The organism is Nostoc sp. (assembly GCF_036919895.1).
GTDB lineage: Bacteria > Cyanobacteriota > Cyanobacteriia > Cyanobacteriales > Nostocaceae > Nostoc.
Map to the genome: position 1 here is coordinate 18,554 of NZ_JBALBW010000118.1, position 21,847 is coordinate 40,400.

Sequence of the window (21,847 nt, forward strand, 5' to 3'; positions counted from 1 at the left end):
CTATTATCTATCAAGGAGAAAACACATGGCAACAACTACAACTAATCTTGAACAGTTTTACTTTCGTATTATTACCGTTTTCAGTCTGACTTTACTAACAACGACAGCAGCAAGTCCTGCTTTTGCCCGTTCCCCTAGTACTTTTCAAAATAGTTGCAGAAATACAAATCTTAAATCAAATGTGCTTTCTGCTATTTGTAGAAAAAGAGATGGTGGAGAACAGAAAACTGGTATTATCTTAAGAGGAATCAACAATCGAAATGGATTCTTGGTAGATGATGGGGGCAATTCTCCTGCTTCTTTCCAAGCAAGTTGCTTTGGCGCGGCAGTTATAGGTGACGAATTATTGGCTAACTGCTTCAAAATTAATCGAACAAACGCGGTCTTTAACAAAATAAAAATTCAAGGAATCCGCAACGAAAATGGGAACTTGAAATATTAGAGTAGTTTTAACTAATACCTTTGGTGCGGCTGAACTCAAAGTCATACTACTCAAGTTCATCAGTCGGCTGGCGATCGCCATTTCCAGCAGAGAAACTCATATTCTCCCAACTAGCGATTCGCAAATATTTCACAGGTTTCAACAGGAGGTTCACAAATGAAGATTTTTGTTGCAGGCGCAACGGGAGCGATTGGTCGTCCGTTAATCGCGCAACTGTTAGCGCAAGGACATGAAGTAGTTGCGTTGACACGTTCTCTAGAAAAAGCACAAACTTTAGCTGAACAAGGCGTGGAATTGGCGATCGCAGATGTGTTCGATGCAGATGCTGTTAAAGCTGCCATCACCCGCACTCAGCCGGAAGTAGTGATTGAACAACTCACTTCCCTGCCCAAAACCTATACTAACGAGTCGATGAGTGCAGCATCAGCCCTGAACACTCGCATCCGTCGAGAAGGGGGTGCTAATGTGCTAGCGGCAGCCCAAGCGGCTGGCGTGCGCCGTTATCTGAGGCAGTCGATCGCATTCTGGGCGATTCCCGGCGCAGGCTTGGCAGACGAAGAAACGCCACTAGCTTTTGATGCCTCGCCTGCGGTAGCAGCAGATGCTCACATAGTCACTGAAATCGAGCGTCACTTACTCGAAGCGCCCAATATAGAAGGAATTGCTCTGCGTTATGGCTTCCTTTACGGCCCCGGTACTTGGTTTGCCCCTGATGGCGATGTTGCCCAACAGGTGCGACAACAACAGTTCCCGCTCGTTGGGAATGGGGAAGGCGTATGGTCGTGGGTTCATATTGAAGATGCAGCGATCGCCACAGTTGCAGCAGCAGAACGAGGCAATCCTGGCATTTACCTGATTACGGACGATCACCCCTTAACAGTGCGGCAGTGGCTCTCAGCTTATGCCCAATGGCTTAATGCACCACCACCTCCGCAGGTATCGGTTGAGGATGCTCTGCGAATTAGTGGTGCGGATGCTGTCTATTATGGTACTCAGATGCGAGGTGCATCGAATGCTAAGGCAAAACGCGAATTAAATTTTCAGCCTCGACCCTTGGAATGGATGGTTAACAGCGCCGTGGCTCATGCCAGTTAAAAATTTAGGGGAGAAGAGAGATGAAAATTGCTCAATATGGAACAGCGATTGTGGTCATCCATGCGATCGTACACGGACTACATGGTTTAGCCCATGTGGAAGTCCCAGTTCCCCTCTCAATACTTCAAAGTTTATTTGTGGGTATTGTGATTTATGCGATTCCCATGATTGCAGTCGTTTTACTTTGGACACAGTTTTACCGCATTGGTAGCTGGCTCTTGATGGATTCAATGGCAGCATCAGTCATTTTTGGAATCTACAATCATTTGATCGTAATTAGTTCGGATCATGTTTCTCAAGTTTCCTTTGCAGGTTGGGGATTGCTATTCCAAATCACAGCTATTCTGACATTAATTGTGGATGGATTCGGCTCTTGGATTGGCATCTGGGCATTGAAAACGCTTCAGGAACCAGAAAAGGTTATATAAATTGTTTCGATCGTTTTAACCCCAGTTGAGCATTGATATTTATTTCTCATAGAAGAGGTTGATAAAATATGTTTGATCTTGACCAAACTATTAAAGACCGACACTCAACACGCAAATTCTTATCTCAACCAGTGCCACGGGCTTTGCTCGATGAAGCCCTGACTCTAGCGCAGCTCGCGCCGTCAAATTCAAACATCCAGCCGTGGCGGTTGGTGTTTGCCCAAGGTGGATGCCGCGATCGCTTGCAAGAGGCTTTGCTAAACCAAGCCAAGCAGCAGCCCAGCATCTCTCCTTTGCCTTCTGCCTTCCAGCATTACCGCCAGGAACTAGGAGCGCAAGTCTACGGGGCGATGGGGATTACTCGTGACGATCAAGCGAACAGACAGTTGGCCGTTCTGCGTAATTACGAATTTTTTGGCGCACCAATGGTTGCTATTGTCTGTATGCACCAAGATTTGGGCGTTGCTGATACTTTAAGTGTGGGGATGTATTTACAAACCCTGGTGTTGAGCTTAACTGCTCGTGGCATTGGCACTTGCGTAGAGGTTTCGCTAGCGGATTATCCCGAAATCATTCGCAACGAGTTGAACATTCCACCGGAATTATTAATCATTTGTGGTTTAGCCGTTGGCTATTCCGATCCTGATTTTCCCGCTAATCATCTGCATATAAGCCGTGAGTCCGTTGAGAAAAACGTCTTGTTTCAGGGCGATTGACAAAAGGCTGGATTTTTTTTTCTACTAGACGCTAAACACAAGTGCAAAAGAGTATCTGCGTTCTTACTGCCATTAATGGTTTAAAAATTCTTTGATTTGTTTGATTCAGGAGATTTTATGTTTAGCAAGATCTAGCTGCAATTGACCGTTCCCCAAATGGTAATGCTGTTTTTGATGAAGCGCTGACTCTAGCAAAGGCAACTAAAGGAAGCCTGATGCTGTTGCATATTCTATCTAGTGAAGAAAAGAATAGCCCCCAAATACCTACGCTGGTTACTCTCGAATATCACCCATTACATGAAGAACTTCTAGAGGATTATTGGAAGCAGTGGCAAAGTTACGAAGAAGAGGGTTTCAAGTTATTGCGATCGCATACAGAATCAGCAACCAATGCCGGGGTGAGTACTGAATTCACCCAAAATTCTGGCAATCCCAGCCGGAATATCTGTGAACTTGCTCAAACTTGGGGCGCTGATTTAATTGTAATAGGTCGTCGAGGACATTCTGGTTTGAATGAGTTGATTTTAGGCAGCGTGAGTAGTTATGTGTTTCACCATGCTCCTTGTTCCGTGCATGTTGTTTATACTCCAGTTCCTCTTAAATCTAAAGTACCCGTAGTCAATAAAGCTGAAGTAGTTCATTAAGAATGGGCTATGAATATTTTGTTGGTGGTAATGCAAAAGTTAGATTCATAAACTTCAAGCTTTTGCCTTAGTCGTTGCCGTGGAATCGAAATTGTTCTCAAGTAAACACTAATTTAGGAAATTTTGACATGGATAATGTAATAGCTCCGACCAATTCACCTGTTGTAAGACCACCCGAAGTTACATTGGTTCCTAATAACTCACTCTTGACTGAGACACCAGAAGAAGGGCGACAACTAGCAGTCAAAATGTCACGGTTAATTATTAAATTGACTCAGCCGGATGAAGAAAAACGCAACCAACTGCGAGATGTTTATGGCAATGATGCCATGATGCTGATTGCAGTTGGACAGACGGTTGCAACAGAGTTTGCCACGATCGCAGCTGCTAATAACTACTGGCGTAAGTAATATCTCGAAAGCTTCAAATCAGTAATTTGCTCAAAGGTGATTTCAATGGCATCCAAAGTAGAGACCCTTGCCAAACTCTACCTGGAAGGATAATTTGTCGAAATTTCAGACATAGCTCAAGTAGAACTCTGTGAATGGCTGATGAGCGAGTTGCAACAACTTCCGAACTCCGAAATTGTGTTGAAATCGTCTGCTCACATTTACTTCGGTCATTCACCTCTATCTAAACTTGTGTTTCCCTAAAAGTTTACTCACAGGACTTACGCAAAATACGTCTCAAATTCTTATTCCTCCATGTTCTCTGTGGTAGCCTGCGGCAAGCCGCTTTGCGCCTACGCTTTTTAGTTATCTGTGCGTAAGTCCTAACTCATTACAAAACAACATATTGGAAGTAGAACTTATGGTTGCAACAACTAAGCAAGATGACACTAAATCATTCGTTTACTCAACCCGAATTGATATTCCCGTAGAAATCCGATCGCAAGTAAATTCCTTACTCAATGAAAGCTTGGCAACTGCGATCGACTTGAAGACCCAGATCAAATATGCTCACTGGAATGTCAAAGGTAAAGATTTTTATCAACTACATCTACTGTTTGATGAAATTGCTTCCGAAGTTGAAGAATTTATTGATTTGATTGCCGAACGAATCTCAACATTGGGGGGAAAAGCACTGGGAACCGCCCGGATTGCTGCCAAGGAATCCGAATTGCCTGAGTATCCCTTCGATGCTGTTGACGGTATGGATCATGTCATTGCACTTGGCGATCGCTTGGCAATTTACGCCAAATCCCTTCGCAAAAATATTGATAAAACAAATGATCTGGGCGACATAGATACCAATGATCTCTTTATTGAGATTTCACGAGCGATAGACAAGCGGTTGTGGTTTCTAGAAGCTCATCTGCAAACCTCATTTTAGAACAAAGATCGTGCAGACCAAAGTGAGGAGTGATTGATGAAGAATAACTTATTTACACGTCGAAGATTATTGAATGCAGGAATTTTCATAGGTTTAGGTTTTACTGCTACCCCACTGATTGCACTTGCAAAATCTCAGAAGCATTCACATCAAACGAAGGAGACTAAAATGGCTGCTAATAATATTGTGCTGGTGCATGGAGCCTTTGCCGACAGTTCAAGTTGGAGCAAGGTGATCCCACTACTGCAAGACAAAGGCTTTCGCGTTACGGCAGTGCAGATTCCGCTCACTTCCCTTGCAAACGACGTTGCTGTAGTAGAGCAGGTTCTTGCAGCTCAGACAGATCCGACAATTCTCGTTGGTCATTCCTATGGAGGTGCAGTCATTACAGTTGCAGCAGCCAATGCACCAAATGTTATTGGATTGGTTTACATTGCAGCTTATGCACCCGATACTGGAGAAAGCCTCGCCGACTTAAATGGGCGTTTCCCCACCCCATCCGGTTCTTCCCATGTCCGTCCTGTTTATAATAATCAGTTCCTTCAGGTTGATCCTGATACTTTTCAAGAGGCATTTGCTCAGGATGTTGACGCTGTTGAAGCACGTGTGATGGCTGCTGTACAGAAGCCGATCGCAATCAAGAATTTTGACGATAAAGTGACCAAACCAGCTTGGAAGTCCAAGCGATCGTGGTATCAAGTATCTGATAACGATCGCATGATTTCACCAGAACTAGAGCGTTTTATGGCGAAGCGTATCGGGGCAACGGTCATTTCATTACCATCAAGCCATGCCTCAATGGTTTCACATCCTGCGGAAGTAGCAAATCTGATTATTGAAGCAGCAAAGGCAGAAGCTTCAAGTAAAGTTCATTAACCTTAATTATTTATACGATGGTTAAGCGATCGCTAACCCTTATGAGCATTGGGTTGACGCATTAAACCAAACCTATGTCTATCGGATCTCGGAATCGGTAAATCAGGAAAGTGTTCTGATTTTAGAGGAATTCACCATGAAAGTTTTGATTCAAGCGATCGTCAGTTTTTTTGTATTTATTGTCGATTTCGTCTACGGAAATCGTTCTTACCCTCGGTTTTATGTCCTGGAAACGATCGCTCGTGTTCCTTATTTCTCTTATCTCTCGGTGCTGCATCTTTACGAGACGCTGGGTTACTGGCGCAAAGCTGACTTGTTGAAAGTTCATTTCGCCGAAACCTGGAACGAATTACATCATCTGTTAATTATGGAATCAATGGGTGGCGATCGCTATTGGATTGATCGTTTCGTCGCTCAACATATTGCAGTGGCGTACTACTGGGTGGTTGTCCTAATCTATATGCTGTTTCCCAAGTATGCCTACTACCTAATGGAACTGATTGAAAATCATGCCTACCATACCTATGACGACTACTTGAAAGCCCATGAAGCAGAACTGAAAGCTCAAAGAGCGCCCAAAGTCGCAATTAACTACTACCGTGATGGCGATCTTTATATGTTTGAAGAAACCCAGTTTACATCAGATCATAAATTTCGCCGCCCGAAAGTGGATAATCTCTACGATGTATTCGTGAATATTCGGGATGACGAATGCGAACACGTCAAAACAATGGAAGCACTCCAGCTACCAGAAGCGCGACAAACTTTCAAAAGTCCCCATACGGTTTTTGAAGCGATCGCAGCGATCGCCGGCGAAGCTTCTCTCCAAGATGCTACGCGATCGCCCATCACAGATAAACCAGACTGATCTCTGTTCCCCGTCTTCATGACTGAATTTAATTTTGTCCAACTACTTAATCGCCTCGATTTGCTTGAACATGCGTATCTAGCTGGGTAACAACTATGGTGAAAAGCCTTTTCTGCTCAAATGTAAGGAAATAATTCACCAACAGCACCAGCAAATGAACAGAAAACTGAATGAAACTCAAAACGCTTAATTTGTAAGGAGAAATTTGGATGAAACTATCAACAACCTGGATCACAAGTATTAGTTTACTTATCGGCGCTTCTGCTGTGGGAATCGCTGCATTTTCTCAAGTTAACTTCAAAGCTGTGGCTACTGCATCAAATATTCCACCAGCATTAACTAAACTTAGCGACAAATCTTATCTACTCACTTGGACAGATAATTCTGCGGTATATGTCTCTTGCTATCCCACAGTTAAACCCAGAATGAAACCTGCACCAATTAAGCAAACACCAAATAGGTATGTGATTACCTGTAAAAATAAATAAATTGTGAGCAAAAAATGAAACTTTACTATCGCGGTCTTAGTTACGAATATAACTCAAGAGAAGCAGCTAAAAGAGGAACACGACCATTTGCACCAGTTCGTCATCAAGGTTCTGCTTATAACCTAACTTATCGTGGGCAAACCTATCGTGTTGACCCGAATATCGAGGCTGCGGAAGTTTCTACACCACGAGTAGCTTATCAATTAATTTATCGGGGAGTCACCTATTTTGTGGAGAAGACGCATACAGGAGAAGTTTATACAACATTTTCTCAACCTTTTAACGCTCTAAAAGTTAGAAAATTTTTCATCAATATTTTGGGATGGCAAAAATAATAATGAAAAAATTTTAAAGTTTTGTCGTACTAGCAATTTGATTTACCGAAAAACAGCAAAGTACAGGAGAATTTTATGACTCAATATGACTACATTGTGATTGGTGCAGGTTCGGCAGGCTGTGTAATTGCCAATCGTTTGACAGAAGACCCTGATACAACTGTATTATTAATCGAAGCAGGTAATCCAGATACGAAACCAGAGATTCAGATTCCGTTAGAATGCACAAATTTACCAGGCACTGAAGTAGACTGGGGCTATTTCTCGGAACCAGAACCATACTTAAATAACCGCAAAATCTTCTGTCCCCGTGGCAAAGTCTTGGGGGGTAGCAGTTCGATTAATTTCTTAATGTATATCCGAGGTAATCCTCACGATTATGACCACTGGCAGGAATTAGGTAATCCCGGTTGGAGTTACCAAGATGTGTTGCCATATTTCAAGAAATCTGAAAACCAGCAACGCGGTGCCTCTAAATACCACGCTGTTGATGGCGAGTTGAGTGTCACCGATTTCATTTCCCCTACTGCAATATCTCAGCGATTTGTAGACGCTGCGGTGGCACTGGGATATGACCACAATCCTGATTTCAACGGAATGCAGCAGTCAGGAGCGGGATTTTTTCAGTTGACAGTCAAGGATGGGAAAAGACACAGTGCTGCTGCGGCATTTCTAGTACCCATTTTCCAGCGTCCCAATTTAACAACAATAACAGGCGCGTTGGTAACTCGATTGTTGTTTGAGGGCACCCGCACTGTTGGGGTGGAATATCTACACGAGAGAACGCTGCACCAAACCAGGGTCAACTCCGAAGTGATTTTAAGTGCGGGCGCGTTCGATTCGCCCAAACTGCTAATGCTGTCGGGTATTGGGGATGCAGAACAATTACAAGCCTTGGGGATTGAGCTGGTAGTTAATCTGCCAGGGGTTGGTCAAAACCTCCAAGACCACGTTGTCGTTCCTGTGCCATACGAGGCAACTGGTGATTTGCATACTGCCATTACTAGTAATGGCATCGCTGAATCTGGATTGTTTTTACATAGCGAGGGTAATCTAGACACTGCACCAGATTTAGAACTGATCTTCGGCCCCATTCTGTTCGCACCTCCTGGCTATGCTCACTCTAGTTTGGGATTTACAGGTCTAGTCACTTTGACCCACCCCCAAAACATTGGCAGTGTTAAGTTGCGATCGCTTGATTTCAAAGACACACCGATTATTCAGATGAACTATCTGCAAAGTCAATCTGATGTCCAAAAGCTCATTGAGGGAGTTAAATTAATCCGCAAATTGTTTCATACAAGTGCCTTTGATGAGTTTCGAGGCAAAGAAGTCGCGCCGGGTGCCGATGTGACTAGCGATGCAGCACTCGTTGCCTACATCCGGGAAACCTGCGGTACGGTGTATCATCCAGTTGGCACCTGCAAAATGGGAACTGACTCAATGGCAGTTGTAGACCCTGAATTACGAGTGCGTGGGGTTGAGGGGTTGCGTGTTGTTGACGCATCCATTATGCCCACACTAACTACAGGGCATACGAACGCGCCCACCATTATGATCGGCGAAAAAGCAGCCGATTTAATTAAAGCCAAAGGTCGCGTTTCACAGCGAGTATCGGCGGCAATTGCAAGCTAACAGTGCGCGCCTCAAGACGCGGTGGCTGGCTCCAGACAGCCACCAAAAATTTCGGCGAAAGATCAAAGCTCGCAGTGCAAGAGTTCTCACATTAACCTTTTGGAATCACCGTCTCTTCTACCTTATGAATATTAGGAACCTACAAGGATGAAGACGATCAATCAGTTCTATGCAGCTTGGACTGACCCCTCCTTGAAGCCAACTGCAATTCGTGTTGCCTTAGTCGTTGGAACAACCCTATTTATCGTGAATCATGGGGCAGCTGTTTTAGAGGGAAAAATGAACCGCGATCGTTGGCTTGCTGGACTTGTAACCTATCTTGTTCCTTACACAGTCAGCATTCATGGACAGCATGTTGCTCGGTCGAAACAGCGCTAATTTTAGAGCCTATGAATCAGTTGTAGACTCACTCAAATTCAAGCAGTAGCAAAATAGCAGATCACTCAGCAAAATACGACTCACAAAACTTTTTACCTTGCGTATTCACATCATTTGCCCATTGGCGATCGCATCTAACTTCATTTGGTCTAACACCAGAATTTTACCGCCTCGCTGGTAAGTGACACCTGCCTGAATCTGCTTGAACAGTCGGACACATTCTTCATAGGTAATCCCGATGCTGCGAGCAATCTGGTAGTAGGGCAAACGCGATCGCAACTGTAATCCATGTTCCGTTACATCTGTTCCTTCAGCGATCGCAGCGGCCTGTATAAATTGCGCCAACCGCACGATTGCCCGCTCCGAAGCCAATCCATGCACAACTTGATGCAGAAGTTGGAGGCGCTCAGTCAGGACTGCAATAATCTGCAATGCCAATTCTGGAGTGTTCTGAATCATTTCTAGTAGAGTAGTGCGTTCAATCGTGAGAATTTGACAGTCCTGTTCAGCCAGCACCGTTGCCGGAGCCACACCATCGCCAAATAATGCAGGCGCAGCAAAAAGTTCTCCAGCAGGTAAGATTCGCAAAATCGTTTCTTTACCTGTAGCAGCGGTTTTCTTGATTTCAATTCTGCCACCCAGAACAGCAAAGAGTTTAGCAGGCAAGCGATCGCCTTCATGCAGAATAATTTCTCCCCGCAAGTACTGTTTCACCAGAGCATGAGTTCGCAACTTGACAAGCTGATCTAGATCGAGTCCAGAAAAGAGTGAAATTTGCCGCAATTGTTCAATCGTAACTTGCATTGTTGAGCCACCCTAATCAAGCAATCCGATCATTTTCTTCTCCAATCTAACTTTTTCCGATGTTTAAACGCTTTTATGAGCTAGCTCATAAAGGGATTTACAAGAATTTAGCAAACTATAAACAGTAAACAAGAGGAACTGAATATATGTCTTTAAACATTGAATTGTTGGAATCCAGTTTTTTGCAGATTAAAGCCCAGGAAACCGAGTTTATGGCTCACTTCTATAAAACTTTGTTTGCAGACTATCCCGAGGTCAAGCCACTGTTTGCTAATACTCACATGGGAAAGCAAGCCAAGCAACTTTTCAAATCGCTCGTCCTGGTTGTAGACAATCTTCGTCGCCCTGATGTCTTGTCTAACGCGCTCAAAGGTTTAGGCACTCGTCATCTTCAGTATGGAGTGTTGCCTGAACATTATCCAATGGTCGGCGGTACGTTGTTAAAAGTATTGTCGATCTACTTAGAGAATGCGTGGACACCTGCAACTGAGCAGACATGGAGCGAGGCTTATGCAGTTGTGACTCAACTAATGTTGAGCGGTGCAGATTATCCAGTCGAGATTCTGACTCCTGCTACTGAGCAAGATGCCAAGCTGCGAACCTCTTTATGAGCTAGCTCATAGAAATAGTCGATAGAAATTGACAGAGTAAGGATAGTTCAAGGTTATGAGGGTAGCAATATGACTCTTACAAAAATCAACACAACAACATCTCAAGTGGAAATGCTTGCTAAACTCTATTTGGAGAGCAAGCCAGCCGAATTTGCTGACGAAACCATCGCTCAACTTTGTAATTGGCTCATGAGTGAGTTCCAGCAATTGCCCTTAAATTTGCAATTCTCAGATTATATGCGTTATGCCAATGCTCAAGAGATGTTTGTCGATATCGAGCAAAGTCATCTTTGGGTCTCTGCCGATAGTTACGATTCCTCTGTGTATCCCAATCCAATCTATGGCTTTATTTTTCAGGGTATGCACGATTATGACCACTATCTAACCGATAGCGACTTCAGCCTGAAAGGAGAAATCACAGCTTATAGCTTTGCAGCAAAACGAGTTCCTAGCTTGGAAATTCAAAAGATTCTCTACTCTGAAATTGTGCTGCGATCGGCTGCCTACCTTTATCTCGGACATGCGGCTATTCCTAAAATTGTGTTTCCTTAAGAGGTTAAAGATCATGCACAACTGTCTTTATTGCTCTCGTCCCTTACTCCGACACATTCAACACCATGAAATCTGCTGGTTTTGTTCTCACTGTTGGGCAACGGTGCCTGTCCTTTCTGAAGTATTAACCCAATCAAATCTGACTATCCAATCATCGACAAGCTTCTACAACCGTTGGAATCTTTCATCGAAATCTACAGTTGAACGGACTCAAGCAATTAAAAACTGCCTCAAATAGCAGCACAGGAAAATTATGAACCGAACGATGACACAAACTACTCTCAATCTGACAATTGCACCCGCTCATGTTGTACTGGCGGCTGCTGGTAAAACGGTTCTCCGTCCGGGTGGACGCGCCGCCACCGAACAGCTCTTTGAATGTGCGAATTTCCAGCCTGGTGAAACTGTTCTGGAACTCGCTTCTGGTTTAGGAAATAGTGCGATCGCTCTAGGAAAACGCTACAACGTTCAGGTTGTTGGTATTGAAAGAGATCCTGAGCGAGTTGCGATCGCTCAAGCTAAAGCGCGATCGGCTGGTTTAGATCGTCAGGTTCAGTTTATCCAAGGCAATATTTTTCAGCTAGAAACCATCTCTGCGTCGTTTGACTATGTGTTAGCAGAAGCCATTCTCACCATGCAAACGTCTGCTGGCAAAGCCAAAATTCTGGCAGGTGTGCGCGATCGGCTTAAAGTCGGCGGCAAATTTCTCAGCCATGAACTGCTAGCGCGTGACCATTTAGAATCACTGCACCAAAACCTGACGCAAGTGATGCGCGTGAATGCTATGCCACTACCAGCATTAGACTGGATTGATACCTTCAATCAGGAAGGGCTAACAGTAACAGAGCAGCAAACGGGTGCAATGAGACTGCTTGATCCGGTTCAGGTACTGAGAGATGAAGGAGTAATTCACACGGTTCAGATTGCCTGGAATATTTTGACTCAGCCTGTAATCCGCGATCGCATCATCAAGATGCGGCGAGTATTGACTCAACACCAACAAAACTTGGGCTACATCGCTTTGTGTGCTGTTCGAGACTCTTAATCAATCTTAAAACAACAAAGGAGCAAATATAATGTCTATCTTAAAAAATGATGCTGAGGTGACAGTCAATCTACACGAATTGGCAGACTATACAAAACCCGGAGTGACTCGCAAAGCGTTAGTAAAAAATGAACAAAACAGTTTCTCGTTACTCTGTCTCACTGCCGGAACAAAAATGCCTGAGCATACTGCTCCGCGTCCTATTTCGGTGACTATCATCGAAGGATGCGGAGTACTCACCCTGGAAGAACAGGAAATTACTTTGCAACCGGGCGTATTTGTTTATATACCTGCAAACACGCCTCATGCACTCCATGCCCTGGACAATCTCGCCTTTCTGCATACCTGAAAGTGATGTTGGATAGAAGTCATTTCTATTGTTCAATACCTTCGCCAAAAAAAATGGAGACAAATAAATTATTAGCACGTTCGTGATCTACAAAAATAGAGGAACAAACTATGAAAACGATCGCTCAACAAGCAATTGTCATTGGCTCAAGAAGGCGATCGCTGGATCGTTAGCATTGCTGGCTATCTGGGCGATCGCGCACCCACTGACGAAAGTTTATTGGGAATAACCCCTGGTAATTGAGAGATAAAATCTGATCTCACATTTTTGCATTGCTCCCATTCTCGAATCTTTATTTTGTCCCGCTTTACGCTGCTACCCTGTTTCGGTGATATTAATATCATTTACATTTTTAGACTTGAGATATTGCAAAACCTCTTGATATATCTGACTGCTAACGCGATCGCCCCGTCTACCATTCTCTAATTTAATATCATCAACAAAGAAATTGAGCTTAAATTCAGCATAGGTAATCCCATCATCGCTATGATTTGTACCTTTGATTAAAACTTGTGGTTCTTGCCACTTTTGCCGCGGTTCTTTGAATCGTTCCCGAACCCATTTATTTAATTCCATCACATAATCATCAATCCGAGTTTCTTCAGTTTGGGGATTAGAAATTTTTTGGTATAAACGCTGGGATCTCCGCTTGAGTAGATTAAGTTTACGTTCCCACTCTTCAGAAACCATGTAACTATCATTATCCAAAAGATTTGGATCGCGAATCCAGATGCGATACCATTCTCGGACTAACTCAATCAACGAATCTTGATCCCCGATTTCTTGCAGACTAAAAACAGTACGATTGTTTTGAGTTTCCGCAATTGCTTCTAACCCAATCAAACCTAGTATATCCTTATACTCCTGCTGTACATTATTAATTTCATCTTGCGTTAACCCACCCTTTTCGGCAAACTGGAGTGTAACAACTAGTGTTTCTAGCCCTATTTGAATCTCTTCTAATTTATAGTTAACTTCCTGTTCAGCAATTAAGCGCAATTTACCTATTTTTTGTTGTTCTGTTAGTTCATCAATTTGATAGTAATCATCAATTATTTCTAATTTTTTACCAATATCTCCTAACGTATCTGGATGAGATAAAATAATTTTTACTATTATCTGTTTAGCTTCATACATATCATACTCAACTAATACTTCTACCTGACTGGAGTGATGATAATAAGCTGTAGGACGGCTGAGGTTAATAATATTCTGGCTTTGTAAATTACTATTAGGAATGTAAATATTATAATGTTTGTCAGGTACATAAAGTTGCGTAACCCGCACACCAATTTTTCTTAGTATGGCAATAGAACCGTCCTCAAGCCGCAAAACATCACCAAACTGGAAGGGTGTATCAATCAACAACACAACACCACTAAAGAAGTTTGCTAGGATGCCTTGAGCTGCAAAACCAATCACGAATGTTGCACCACCTAAAGCTACCCAGATACCAGTGAGATCAACTCCAAAGGAACGTAAAACCAAAACAGTAGCTATCAAGTAAATTACAACAGGAACTACTGCTTCTAAGAGAGGTAGTAGCACGTCATCCCACATGGCCTCTGTTTGTTGAGTATACTCCTTGAGATAGTAGACAAAAACTTGGATAAAAAGTTGTACTATCCAATAGCTAATCGATACGATTAGTCCGGCTGTTATGAGATTTTCAAAGCTGTCAATTACTATAGATGACGGCAAACTCTTGAAGGTTAATTTGAGGACACCCAGCATAAAAGTAGCCAGAGCTGGATAAGCCGAAACGTTAAGGGTAACTAGGGCAATGTCTCGTTCAAATTTGCGGAAGATGGAACGTAGAACATAAAACAGAATAAAATAAAGTAGTATTGTCCCAATAATGGCGATAAACAGACTACTAACAACAAATTCCCATGTATTGACCGAAAATGGCATGGCAATAGTTCTCTCTATATTTTAATAATTGAAAAATTAATCTGAAATGTTGAATCTTAATAAAAAATATCGCAATGGCCTAAACCTATGTTTAGATTTTGACTAATTTAGGCTTTTTAGAGTTAGCTTAACTATTCAATATTTCTACAAATAAAAAAATAATCAAAAATTTTTGATTATTTTAAAATTCTGCTATTGGACTTGTAGTTTTAGTCCAGGTAGTAAGCGGACTAAATTCTGCAAAGATTTACCTTGCCAAGGCATAGCATTTGATCCTAAGACAACTAACTGAGTTCCTTTCTGTTTGCGTAAGCTCATAACAAATTTTGATAACATACTGATACCAGAACTGTTGAGAAACGCCAGTTCTCTTAAATCTATTGTCATCGTTAATGGCTCAGTTTTAGCAACATCATTGAGCAAATTAATGATTGGTTCATACTCTGTAGAACTACCAAGGCTCAACTTACCTTTGAAGTTCACTGTTGTGGAAGTGGCATCATATTGAACAAGATAATTTTCTGTTGTGATTTCTTGGGTTAACATTGTTTTATTTCTCCTTGGAGCAAGTTATAGAACTATAATTTGATTTTTGGAAATATCCTGAGACTAAAAAGTCTGTTTAATCAGGGTTTCATCTAAAATACTCTCTAGAAATTATACCTGATTTTTAGAGAGTATTTATGACTATAGATACTATACTTTAACTTGAGCCATCGTAGTAATCATAGACTCGACTTTATCCCAAATTAATAACTCGGTTCTCTTGATACCGCAAAACCCTAGCTTTTTGACAAAAACTTTTTCCAAAGTCGAGCTAAAAATCTACACCGCAAACTGTACCATTGTTGTTACTATTACGACTTCCGGCTGTTTCTGAATTGTCTCAAATTTCCAGCCTAACTTTGCCGCATAGTCATTTTTCATGGTTAGTAGTCCTAAACCCGAAGCTTTGCTGTTTTTATCTTCTGCACTTTTTGTTAACTGATTTATATACAAATCATGGGTATCTGAATTGAGGAATTTATCAATAAATGTCTGAAGATTATTTTGATTTTCTTCAGATATGCTATTGCTTATCAGCAGGATAACTGAAGTATTCTCTAGTTCTTCAATGAGATGCAGTTCAAATTTTATCGCATAACTCGCAGAGCGATCGTTAAATTTCATCCCATTTTCGAGTAATTCATTAGCAATATAATTAACTGCACTTTTTACCTCCGTCTGACGACGTACAGAATCAGGATTATCATTGCTAATGGGAAAAAAAGTAGTTATATAATTAGCAACAAAGTCAGCAGATAAAACATTATTGCGCCAACGTTGTTGAATAGGAAGCAAACTTGGAGAAAAGCCAATGATTAAGAATTCATGCTGTTGTGGTAAATTTTCTCGAAAATCTCCAAATATCTGTTTCATAGTTATTATTCAGTTATTATTTTCATCTGCCCCTTTCTCTGTCCTTTATAGTCTACGAACCTTTTTTATCTGGCATTAAAATGATTATCTTTGTTTAATAACTAACAATGTAATATCATCAAAAACTTTTTGCTCTCCAATATGCTGCCGCACATCTGCGATCACATTTTGTTTAATCTCTTCTGATGAATGTTGCCAACTTTTACTAGCAATTTCGCACAATCGCTCTAAACCATATTGTTCTCCATGAATATTTTCTGCTTCTGTTACTCCATCAGTATAAAGAATAATCCCATCTCCAGAATTTAGCTCTACTAAGGCATGGCTAATAAATTCTGCAATATTATCATCTAAACCTATAGGAAATCCCAAATCCATCGTATCAATATGCTCAATTTCGCCATTATTTCGCACTACAATAGTTTCTTCATGTTGACCACTGATACTGATTTTTCCTTCACTATAATTGAGAATCACCAACGTTAAGTTTTTATCTGAGTTCATCCTCTGCACATTTTGATAAATTGTGCGGTTCAGAGTATCTAAAAATCTCACCGGATCTTTTTCTTGAATTTCTTGGAGGGTGCGAACGGCGGTTTGAGTCATCACCATCAAAATTCCACTTTCTAGTCCGTGTCCTGTGACATCGCCAATACCAATAGTTACCACTCCATCAGTATGCAGTACGTCGTAGTAGTCGCCGCCTACTTCGTCTGCTGGTTCCATGAAACCCGCAATATCTAGTTCTGCAATGGCTTCTAGTTCCTCTGGTTTTGGTAGAATCATCTGCTGCATTTGCCGCAGAATATCAAGTTCGGCACTCATGCGGAGGTTTTCTCCTTTGAGTTTTTCATTCAGGATACTGATTTCTTCATTAGCTTCGGCTAGTTCCGATGTGCGTTCTTGAACTTTGATTTCTAGATTGTGGGCGTAATCTTCTAATTGTCCATAAGAAAGCATCAGATTTTGCCACAAAACCTGTACAAGACCAATTATTAAAGCACCGATCGCAGTTAATAATGGTGTAAATACAGGAATTAACCAACCACCAAGAAAAGCTACGTAAGCACTGCTAATAATAGTCACCACAGCCAACAATAAACCACCTATGGTCAGCCAAGGTCTTTTGATGTAAATTGCGCCAAGGGTGGCACTATATCCAGACCAAAAAACGATTAACAACCAGTTTAGAGGTTTAACGACAGCTCGCATCATCGGACGACCATCTATAGCGGCGCTGAGAATCTGGCTGGTAATATTTGCGTGAATTACTACTCCAGGGATTAGCTCTGTGGGAAAAAATAAATTGCTGTTGTAAGGGGTACTATAGTTATCATTCAAACTGGGGGCTTTTGCGCCGATCAAAACTAGGCGATCGCGCATAAAATTATTAGGTATGCGATTTTCTAGAACATCGGTCATGGAAATATGGGGAAAGCTTTTTAGTCCACCTCGATAATTAATTAAAACTTGGTATCCTCCCATATCAGCTTCGTTGTATTCTCCATCATTGCTAGATAGAGGTACAAACTTAGCTTTGCCCAAGCCGTATATTTGTTTATCTGCGTTGATTTCCTTTAATTCAATGCCTGATTTTTCTAAATATGTTAAGGCTAATTTTACTCCTAACCCTTGAGCTAAACTTTGATCGGGTTTACCTAATAAAATAATACCGCGTCGAATTTTACCATCTGTATCTAAGAGTAGGTCATTAGCGGCTACTTGACCCTGTTTAGCTAGAGTTGGTGGTGGTGCAATTGGTTTTCCAGCAACTTTTTCGATGCCAATAAAATTGGGAGTACTTTGAAATTCTTTGACGAGTTCTGCGTGTCCTGGTTCTACAGTTAAATCTCGATAGATATCGATGGCGATCGCTCTTGGTTGTTGGGCTTTAATATTGCGAATCATTTTAGCCATGACGCGATCGGACATCGGCCATTGCTTGACATATTGAATATCTGGCTCATCAATTGTGACAATCACAATTCGCTTATCTACAGATTCTTGAGGACGAATCCGAAATAATTGATCTAAAGTTACCCATTCTAAAATTCTAAAAATACCTATATTACTCCCGACAATTACTAATCCTGCGACACAGGGAGTAATTATCAGTGTTCCTTGCCATTTTTTAATTGATTTTTTGAGTTTTTGCCAAATCATTTTGTGATTAAATTAAAAAGCTTCTGTCAATGGTTGAGAGGCAATATCTTCTAGTCCAACTTGTTTGAGTAAATCGTGCCATTCAGTAGCAAAATCTTTGTTATTTGGCTGCGATCGCTTTGCTTCTGCCAAAACTTTGAGGGTATCATACCATACGCCAGCTTCAGCATATTTAGTTGCTAGTTTGACAGGAGATGAGGCTAATTCTTGCTGATTAAATGTTGATTTGACTCGTTTGATCCAGCCTGTTACAGAATAGTTATCAGGTCGGAGAACTCCACCTGGTTCAATCGGTGCAAAATACCACAGGTAATTTTTATCTATTGCCAAAGCTGGTGCTGTTGGAGGTAACGTAATACTAACTACACCTCCATCGGGAGAAACTTTCAGCATTGTGGAGTAATGGGGATTTCCGTCTTCATCTTGGAGGCTGAAAAACACAGTTTCTGCGCCAACTGGAGGTAAATAAGCAAAAATTGTCGGTCTTGCTAATACGGTGCGTCCCTGTTTGGTAGGGGGAACTAATGCTGTTAATGGTAGAGTTTTTCCCCTTGTTCCTCCACCTATGCTGCTTCTGGGGGTTGAATTTCCACTAGGTAGAGTCAATTGCACATTACCTCTAGTTCCGCCACCAACGCTGGTTCTGGGTGCTGAACCTCCTGGTAAGCCAAATTGCACATTACCTCTAGTTCCGCCACCAACGCTAGTTCTGGGTGCTGAACCTCCTGGTAAACCGAACTGCACATTACCCCTAGTTCCGCCACCAACGCTGGTTCTGGGTGCTGAACCTCCTGGTAAACCAAATTGCACATTACCTCTAGTTCCGCCACCAACGCTGGTTCTGGGGGCTGAACCTCCTGGTAAACCGAACTGCACATTACCTCTAGTTCCGCCACCAACGCTGGTTTTGGGGGCTGGATCTTTGGGAGGTTTAAAGTCCACACTAATGAGAACTTGATTGCTAACAGTGGGATTCTGTTGAGGGAGCAGACTGGCTAATGTGGTATTACTTGTTAAAACTAGTGTGGTGCTAACAGGAATAAAGAAAAATATTTGAGAATTAAATTTAATCATCTTTACCTTTTTTGTGATGTTTACAACCAGTTGCCTACGAGAACGAAAGAAGACCAAAAATAAGGATGTTTATATAAAGGATTAGCCATAATTTTTATTTGTGCCTGTTGCAATGCCTGAGCTTTATTGAGTTTTGGGTTACTCAATTCGGCATAAAATCCTTTCATCAAAGAGGAAGTGGATTCGTCACTGACTGACCACAAACTAGCAAGAGTACTTTCAGCACCAGAACGCAAAGCAAATCCAGCTAAACCCAAAGTTGCCCGATTATCACCTACGGCTGTTTGACAAGCACTCATTACCAATAATTCAATCGGGGCTATGTTTTTTTGCCTTCTGTTTTTAAATAAACGGTCAAAATCTTGAATGGAAATGCGATCGCTCCATGTCAACAAAAAGGTTTCTTCTGGATCGGAACTAAATTGACCATGAGTAGCAAGATGAACTATGGGGAAAGATTCATTTTCAATTGCTGTTTTTAAGGTATCTCTGGTAAATTTTTTGTCGAGCAATACCTTGGAATTAACTTCTGCTGTGACTTCTTTAATTTCTTCTGTAACTCCAGGTAAAGAATTGAAGCCTTGGCGTGCTTCTGTCAATCCAGCCGCTAACACGCTCAATTTTTGGCGTTGCAGTCCTTGAGGAAATAGTTGTAATCCAGGACTGAGAACAACACTATAATTTTCTATTAAATACTGTTTGCCATTATATAGAGCCGCCATCGGTAAGTTTCGCAGTAAACTATCTGGGATGAAGACTAAAGTTTTGATATTACTTTTTTGCAGTGTTGCTTGAGCAGGTGCAACCAGCCAATTATAAACTTCTTGGGAGAGTCGCAAACGCTCGTCACTGGGATAACCAGGGGACAGGGAAGAATAAAGTTGTTTTAAGGTAGCTTCAATTTGCTGCTTTGGGAGTTTGGTGCTGTAGTGACGTAGGGGTTGATTGGGAACTGAAAGAATGACTTCGAGGCGATCGCTTAAAATAATTGGATAGATGACAGCTGCGTGCAAGTCAATTTTTTCTAAAACTACAGGATTAGTGTTGTCTAAACAAGCATCCCGAAAAAAGTTATCTAGTTCAGCTAGTTGCAAAGCTTCCATCACTTGCAGAGCTTGTTTGAGGTTGCTTTGACTATCTTTTTGCAACAACAAGCTGACGTAATCTCGATAGGTTGGTTCAATACTTTCCTTAAAATCAAACTGGACATCTCGATTAATTGCTACTAAATCACTACGTAGGGATTGCAAGTTATTAAAAGCAATCTCATAAGCGGCGATCGCGCTATTACTATCTGCTTGTTTTTTAGCGATCGCACCCAGTTGTCCTGCTGTACGAGCGACTAAATCAGTAGCATTAATTTCTTGAGCTATTGTTAATGCTTGTTGTGTCAATGTTGCAGCATCCGCGAACTGGTCATTTTCTTGATAGAGTTTACCTAATTGATTCAGGGAATAAGCTTCGGCTCTCGGATCTTTGATTTGTTTGGCTTGTTGAATAGCTGTTGCTAATAATTGAGCAATTCTCAGCGCGTTACTATCCGAAACTGCTTTTTTAGCTTCCCTTGTTTGCTCTAGCATCATCAAACTTTCTGCGAAGTTAATCTTGGCATAAATAGCAGGACGACTAGGAGGAAGTTGAACAAGATTAGTTTCGATTTCTGGGATTAGTGCCTGTGATGATTCCCAATTTTGTAGTTTAATTAACAAGCTAAATTGATTTAATTGTGATTCTAATCTCGCCTGTGGTTCTGAAGATAAATTAATTGCTTCTTGGTAGTATGTCCAAGCAACATCATATTCTTGTAAGTCTTTAGCGACGTTACCAATGCTAAATAAAACTGCACTCACATCAGTTGGTGAGTTGAATTGTTTACTAATTTCCCAACTTTTATCTAGAATTGTTTTGGATTGCCTTAAATCACCAACAGTTTGCAAAGCAACGCCCAAACTCCTCAATCCTTGAGCTTTCAATAGATTATCAGGTTGACTTTGCAATTCTTTCACCAGTTCTTCTAACAAAGTTTTGGTGCGGCGATACTGTCCCAATGCTTGCAAACCTTGCGCTTGATTAATTTGGCTGATGAGTTTACCTGTTTTGTCACCCGTGCGCTCATAAGTGATTGCTGCTTGCTTCCAAGTATCTATAGCTGTGTCAGTTTGTCCTTGGAGTATTTGGAGCGTTCCTTGAGTGTTTAATGCCTGTGCTAATATTAAACTACTTTTAGTATCGGGAGTTTTTAAGCTTTTGATGATATTAATACTTTCAGCGATCGCAGTTTGCGCCTGTGCTATTTTTCCTAAATCTTTATATGCTAACGCTAAATAATTTAAAACTTGAGCTTGATTAATAAATTCTTTTTTTGATTGATAAAACTTCAGGGCATTTTCCCAAACTCTAGCTGCTTCTGTGTGTTGTCCAGCTTGATAGTAATTTTTTCCTTGTTGTAATAAATCTGAAGAATTTGATAGTTGTTGAATTTCCTGATTTTCTCTTGATAATATGGATTGATTAGCAACAGCAGGAATACTCTTGATAATTAATATAATACTTAATATTAAGCAAGTATAAAAAAACCATAAAACATTAATTTTACGTTTTGAAAATAACCAAAATCCTGTTTTATTTAAATAGTTATATTTCTTTCGTCTAGATATTTTCCTCATATAAACTCTTTGG

24 protein-coding genes are annotated in these 21,847 nt (G+C 41.4%); 17 read left to right on the top strand and 7 right to left on the bottom strand.

Translation table 11 applies throughout. The annotated features are described in order from the left end of the window. The first annotated feature begins 25 nt into the window (after positions 1 to 25). The 13 genes from V7K55_RS23410 (at position 26) to nrtS (ending at position 9,237) form a co-directional block, all read left to right on the top strand. Positions 26 to 442, top strand: coding sequence for a CVNH domain-containing protein (locus tag V7K55_RS23410; RefSeq protein ID WP_334835066.1), 417 nt, complete (start codon positions 26 to 28; stop codon positions 440 to 442). A 156-nt stretch (positions 443 to 598) separates the two neighbouring features. Continuing rightward, on the top strand, positions 599 to 1,537 hold the full coding sequence (locus tag V7K55_RS23415; protein WP_334835067.1) for an NAD-dependent epimerase/dehydratase family protein: 939 nt from the start codon (positions 599 to 601) through the stop codon (positions 1,535 to 1,537). 20 nt (positions 1,538 to 1,557) lie between these two features. Next, positions 1,558 to 1,965 carry a hypothetical protein gene (locus V7K55_RS23420; RefSeq protein ID WP_334835068.1) on the top strand — a complete coding sequence of 136 codons (408 nt, stop codon included), beginning with the start codon at positions 1,558 to 1,560 and terminating at the stop codon, positions 1,963 to 1,965. Positions 1,966 to 2,033: 68 nt separating this feature from the next. Further along, a complete protein-coding gene (locus tag V7K55_RS23425) occupies positions 2,034 to 2,681 on the top strand; it encodes a nitroreductase (RefSeq protein WP_334835069.1) in 648 nt (215 codons plus the stop codon). A gap of 140 nt (positions 2,682 to 2,821) precedes the next feature. Beyond that, on the top strand, positions 2,822 to 3,325 hold the full coding sequence (locus V7K55_RS23430) for a universal stress protein (protein ID WP_334835094.1): 504 nt from the start codon (positions 2,822 to 2,824) through the stop codon (positions 3,323 to 3,325). Positions 3,326 to 3,453: 128 nt separating this feature from the next. Then, complete coding sequence (locus V7K55_RS23435; RefSeq protein ID WP_190935788.1) at positions 3,454 to 3,735, top strand: hexameric tyrosine-coordinated heme protein; 282 nt, start codon at positions 3,454 to 3,456, stop codon at positions 3,733 to 3,735. Between the two features lie 400 nt (positions 3,736 to 4,135). Next, the gene (dps, locus tag V7K55_RS23440; protein ID WP_334835070.1) at positions 4,136 to 4,657 is read left to right on the top strand and encodes a DNA starvation/stationary phase protection protein Dps; all 522 of its coding nucleotides are present in this window, start codon (positions 4,136 to 4,138) and stop codon (positions 4,655 to 4,657) included. Between the two features lie 36 nt (positions 4,658 to 4,693). Beyond that, positions 4,694 to 5,533 carry an alpha/beta fold hydrolase gene (locus tag V7K55_RS23445; RefSeq protein WP_334835071.1) on the top strand — a complete coding sequence of 280 codons (840 nt, stop codon included), beginning with the start codon at positions 4,694 to 4,696 and terminating at the stop codon, positions 5,531 to 5,533. Between the two features lie 136 nt (positions 5,534 to 5,669). Beyond that, the gene (locus V7K55_RS23450; protein ID WP_334835072.1) at positions 5,670 to 6,401 is read left to right on the top strand and encodes an alternative oxidase; all 732 of its coding nucleotides are present in this window, start codon (positions 5,670 to 5,672) and stop codon (positions 6,399 to 6,401) included. A 209-nt stretch (positions 6,402 to 6,610) separates the two neighbouring features. Next, positions 6,611 to 6,889 (top strand): hypothetical protein, encoded by a 279-nt coding sequence (locus V7K55_RS23455; RefSeq protein WP_292797921.1) that lies wholly within the window; start codon positions 6,611 to 6,613, stop codon positions 6,887 to 6,889. Positions 6,890 to 6,903: 14 nt separating this feature from the next. Next, positions 6,904 to 7,224, top strand: a complete 321-nt coding sequence (locus V7K55_RS23460; RefSeq protein WP_334835073.1) for a DUF4278 domain-containing protein — start codon at positions 6,904 to 6,906, stop codon at positions 7,222 to 7,224. 75 nt (positions 7,225 to 7,299) lie between these two features. Further along, positions 7,300 to 8,859 (top strand): GMC family oxidoreductase, encoded by a 1,560-nt coding sequence (locus V7K55_RS23465; RefSeq protein ID WP_334835074.1) that lies wholly within the window; start codon positions 7,300 to 7,302, stop codon positions 8,857 to 8,859. 147 nt (positions 8,860 to 9,006) lie between these two features. Continuing rightward, the gene (gene nrtS, locus V7K55_RS23470; RefSeq protein WP_334835075.1) at positions 9,007 to 9,237 is read left to right on the top strand and encodes a nitrate/nitrite transporter NrtS; all 231 of its coding nucleotides are present in this window, start codon (positions 9,007 to 9,009) and stop codon (positions 9,235 to 9,237) included. A gap of 105 nt (positions 9,238 to 9,342) precedes the next feature. On the opposite strand, the gene V7K55_RS23475 is transcribed toward nrtS, so the two are convergent. Beyond that, entirely contained in the window at positions 9,343 to 10,041 is a 699-nt protein-coding gene (locus V7K55_RS23475) for a Crp/Fnr family transcriptional regulator (protein WP_334835076.1), read from the bottom strand. A gap of 146 nt (positions 10,042 to 10,187) precedes the next feature. Between V7K55_RS23475 and V7K55_RS23480 the strand changes: the two genes are divergently transcribed. From V7K55_RS23480 to V7K55_RS23495, 4 genes are all read left to right on the top strand, one after another. Next, positions 10,188 to 10,652, top strand: a complete 465-nt coding sequence (locus tag V7K55_RS23480; RefSeq protein ID WP_334835077.1) for a globin family protein — start codon at positions 10,188 to 10,190, stop codon at positions 10,650 to 10,652. A gap of 69 nt (positions 10,653 to 10,721) precedes the next feature. Continuing rightward, complete coding sequence (locus V7K55_RS23485; RefSeq protein ID WP_334835078.1) at positions 10,722 to 11,204, top strand: hypothetical protein; 483 nt, start codon at positions 10,722 to 10,724, stop codon at positions 11,202 to 11,204. Positions 11,205 to 11,457: 253 nt separating this feature from the next. Continuing rightward, positions 11,458 to 12,249 (top strand): SAM-dependent methyltransferase, encoded by a 792-nt coding sequence (locus V7K55_RS23490; protein WP_334835080.1) that lies wholly within the window; start codon positions 11,458 to 11,460, stop codon positions 12,247 to 12,249. Positions 12,250 to 12,280: 31 nt separating this feature from the next. After that, entirely contained in the window at positions 12,281 to 12,598 is a 318-nt protein-coding gene (locus tag V7K55_RS23495) for a cupin domain-containing protein (RefSeq protein ID WP_334835082.1), read from the top strand. Between the two features lie 315 nt (positions 12,599 to 12,913). Here the strand turns inward: V7K55_RS23495 and V7K55_RS23500 are convergent, their stop codons facing one another. The 6 genes from V7K55_RS23500 to V7K55_RS23525 all read right to left on the bottom strand — a co-directional run bounded on the left by V7K55_RS23500 (position 12,914) and on the right by V7K55_RS23525 (position 21,834). After that, positions 12,914 to 14,512 (bottom strand): mechanosensitive ion channel family protein, encoded by a 1,599-nt coding sequence (locus V7K55_RS23500; protein WP_334835084.1) that lies wholly within the window; start codon positions 14,510 to 14,512, stop codon positions 12,914 to 12,916. 192 nt (positions 14,513 to 14,704) lie between these two features. Then, a complete protein-coding gene (locus tag V7K55_RS23505; protein ID WP_334835086.1) occupies positions 14,705 to 15,058 on the bottom strand; it encodes a slr1659 superfamily regulator in 354 nt (117 codons plus the stop codon). A 279-nt stretch (positions 15,059 to 15,337) separates the two neighbouring features. Next, entirely contained in the window at positions 15,338 to 15,931 is a 594-nt protein-coding gene (locus V7K55_RS23510; protein WP_334835087.1) for a DUF6272 family protein, read from the bottom strand. 84 nt (positions 15,932 to 16,015) lie between these two features. Next, on the bottom strand, positions 16,016 to 18,094 hold the full coding sequence (locus V7K55_RS23515) for a CHASE2 domain-containing protein (protein WP_334835088.1): 2,079 nt from the start codon (positions 18,092 to 18,094) through the stop codon (positions 16,016 to 16,018). Positions 18,095 to 18,106: 12 nt separating this feature from the next. Continuing rightward, positions 18,107 to 19,168, bottom strand: a complete 1,062-nt coding sequence (locus tag V7K55_RS23520) for a DUF928 domain-containing protein (protein ID WP_334835089.1) — start codon at positions 19,166 to 19,168, stop codon at positions 18,107 to 18,109. Positions 19,169 to 19,188: 20 nt separating this feature from the next. Further along, positions 19,189 to 21,834: a CHAT domain-containing protein gene (locus V7K55_RS23525; protein WP_334835090.1), complete on the bottom strand. Its 2,646-nt coding sequence runs from the start codon at positions 21,832 to 21,834 to the stop codon at positions 19,189 to 19,191. Between the last annotated feature and the right edge of the window lie 13 nt (positions 21,835 to 21,847).

What these genes read in the sequence shown, in the direction of transcription:
- V7K55_RS23415 (WP_334835067.1), top strand. Translation starts at nt 599, where the DNA reads ATGAAGATTTTTGTTGCAGGCGCAACGGGAGCGATTGGTCGTCCGTTA.
- V7K55_RS23510 (WP_334835087.1), bottom strand. Translation starts at nt 15,931, where the DNA reads ATGAAACAGATATTTGGAGATTTTCGAGAAAATTTACCACAACAGCAT.
- V7K55_RS23495 (WP_334835082.1), top strand. Translation starts at nt 12,281, where the DNA reads ATGTCTATCTTAAAAAATGATGCTGAGGTGACAGTCAATCTACACGAA.
- V7K55_RS23425 (WP_334835069.1), top strand. Translation starts at nt 2,034, where the DNA reads ATGTTTGATCTTGACCAAACTATTAAAGACCGACACTCAACACGCAAA.
- V7K55_RS23450 (WP_334835072.1), top strand. Translation starts at nt 5,670, where the DNA reads ATGAAAGTTTTGATTCAAGCGATCGTCAGTTTTTTTGTATTTATTGTC.
- V7K55_RS23435 (WP_190935788.1), top strand. Translation starts at nt 3,454, where the DNA reads ATGGATAATGTAATAGCTCCGACCAATTCACCTGTTGTAAGACCACCC.
- V7K55_RS23445 (WP_334835071.1), top strand. Translation starts at nt 4,694, where the DNA reads ATGAAGAATAACTTATTTACACGTCGAAGATTATTGAATGCAGGAATT.
- V7K55_RS23475 (WP_334835076.1), bottom strand. Translation starts at nt 10,041, where the DNA reads ATGCAAGTTACGATTGAACAATTGCGGCAAATTTCACTCTTTTCTGGA.
- V7K55_RS23500 (WP_334835084.1), bottom strand. Translation starts at nt 14,512, where the DNA reads ATGCCATTTTCGGTCAATACATGGGAATTTGTTGTTAGTAGTCTGTTT.
- V7K55_RS23485 (WP_334835078.1), top strand. Translation starts at nt 10,722, where the DNA reads ATGACTCTTACAAAAATCAACACAACAACATCTCAAGTGGAAATGCTT.
- dps (WP_334835070.1), top strand. Translation starts at nt 4,136, where the DNA reads ATGGTTGCAACAACTAAGCAAGATGACACTAAATCATTCGTTTACTCA.
- V7K55_RS23420 (WP_334835068.1), top strand. Translation starts at nt 1,558, where the DNA reads ATGAAAATTGCTCAATATGGAACAGCGATTGTGGTCATCCATGCGATC.
- V7K55_RS23520 (WP_334835089.1), bottom strand. Translation starts at nt 19,168, where the DNA reads ATGATTAAATTTAATTCTCAAATATTTTTCTTTATTCCTGTTAGCACC.
- V7K55_RS23515 (WP_334835088.1), bottom strand. Translation starts at nt 18,094, where the DNA reads ATGATTTGGCAAAAACTCAAAAAATCAATTAAAAAATGGCAAGGAACA.
- V7K55_RS23505 (WP_334835086.1), bottom strand. Translation starts at nt 15,058, where the DNA reads ATGTTAACCCAAGAAATCACAACAGAAAATTATCTTGTTCAATATGAT.
- V7K55_RS23410 (WP_334835066.1), top strand. Translation starts at nt 26, where the DNA reads ATGGCAACAACTACAACTAATCTTGAACAGTTTTACTTTCGTATTATT.
- V7K55_RS23455 (WP_292797921.1), top strand. Translation starts at nt 6,611, where the DNA reads ATGAAACTATCAACAACCTGGATCACAAGTATTAGTTTACTTATCGGC.
- V7K55_RS23490 (WP_334835080.1), top strand. Translation starts at nt 11,458, where the DNA reads ATGAACCGAACGATGACACAAACTACTCTCAATCTGACAATTGCACCC.
- V7K55_RS23480 (WP_334835077.1), top strand. Translation starts at nt 10,188, where the DNA reads ATGTCTTTAAACATTGAATTGTTGGAATCCAGTTTTTTGCAGATTAAA.
- V7K55_RS23465 (WP_334835074.1), top strand. Translation starts at nt 7,300, where the DNA reads ATGACTCAATATGACTACATTGTGATTGGTGCAGGTTCGGCAGGCTGT.
- V7K55_RS23525 (WP_334835090.1), bottom strand. Translation starts at nt 21,834, where the DNA reads ATGAGGAAAATATCTAGACGAAAGAAATATAACTATTTAAATAAAACA.
- nrtS (WP_334835075.1), top strand. Translation starts at nt 9,007, where the DNA reads ATGAAGACGATCAATCAGTTCTATGCAGCTTGGACTGACCCCTCCTTG.
- V7K55_RS23460 (WP_334835073.1), top strand. Translation starts at nt 6,904, where the DNA reads ATGAAACTTTACTATCGCGGTCTTAGTTACGAATATAACTCAAGAGAA.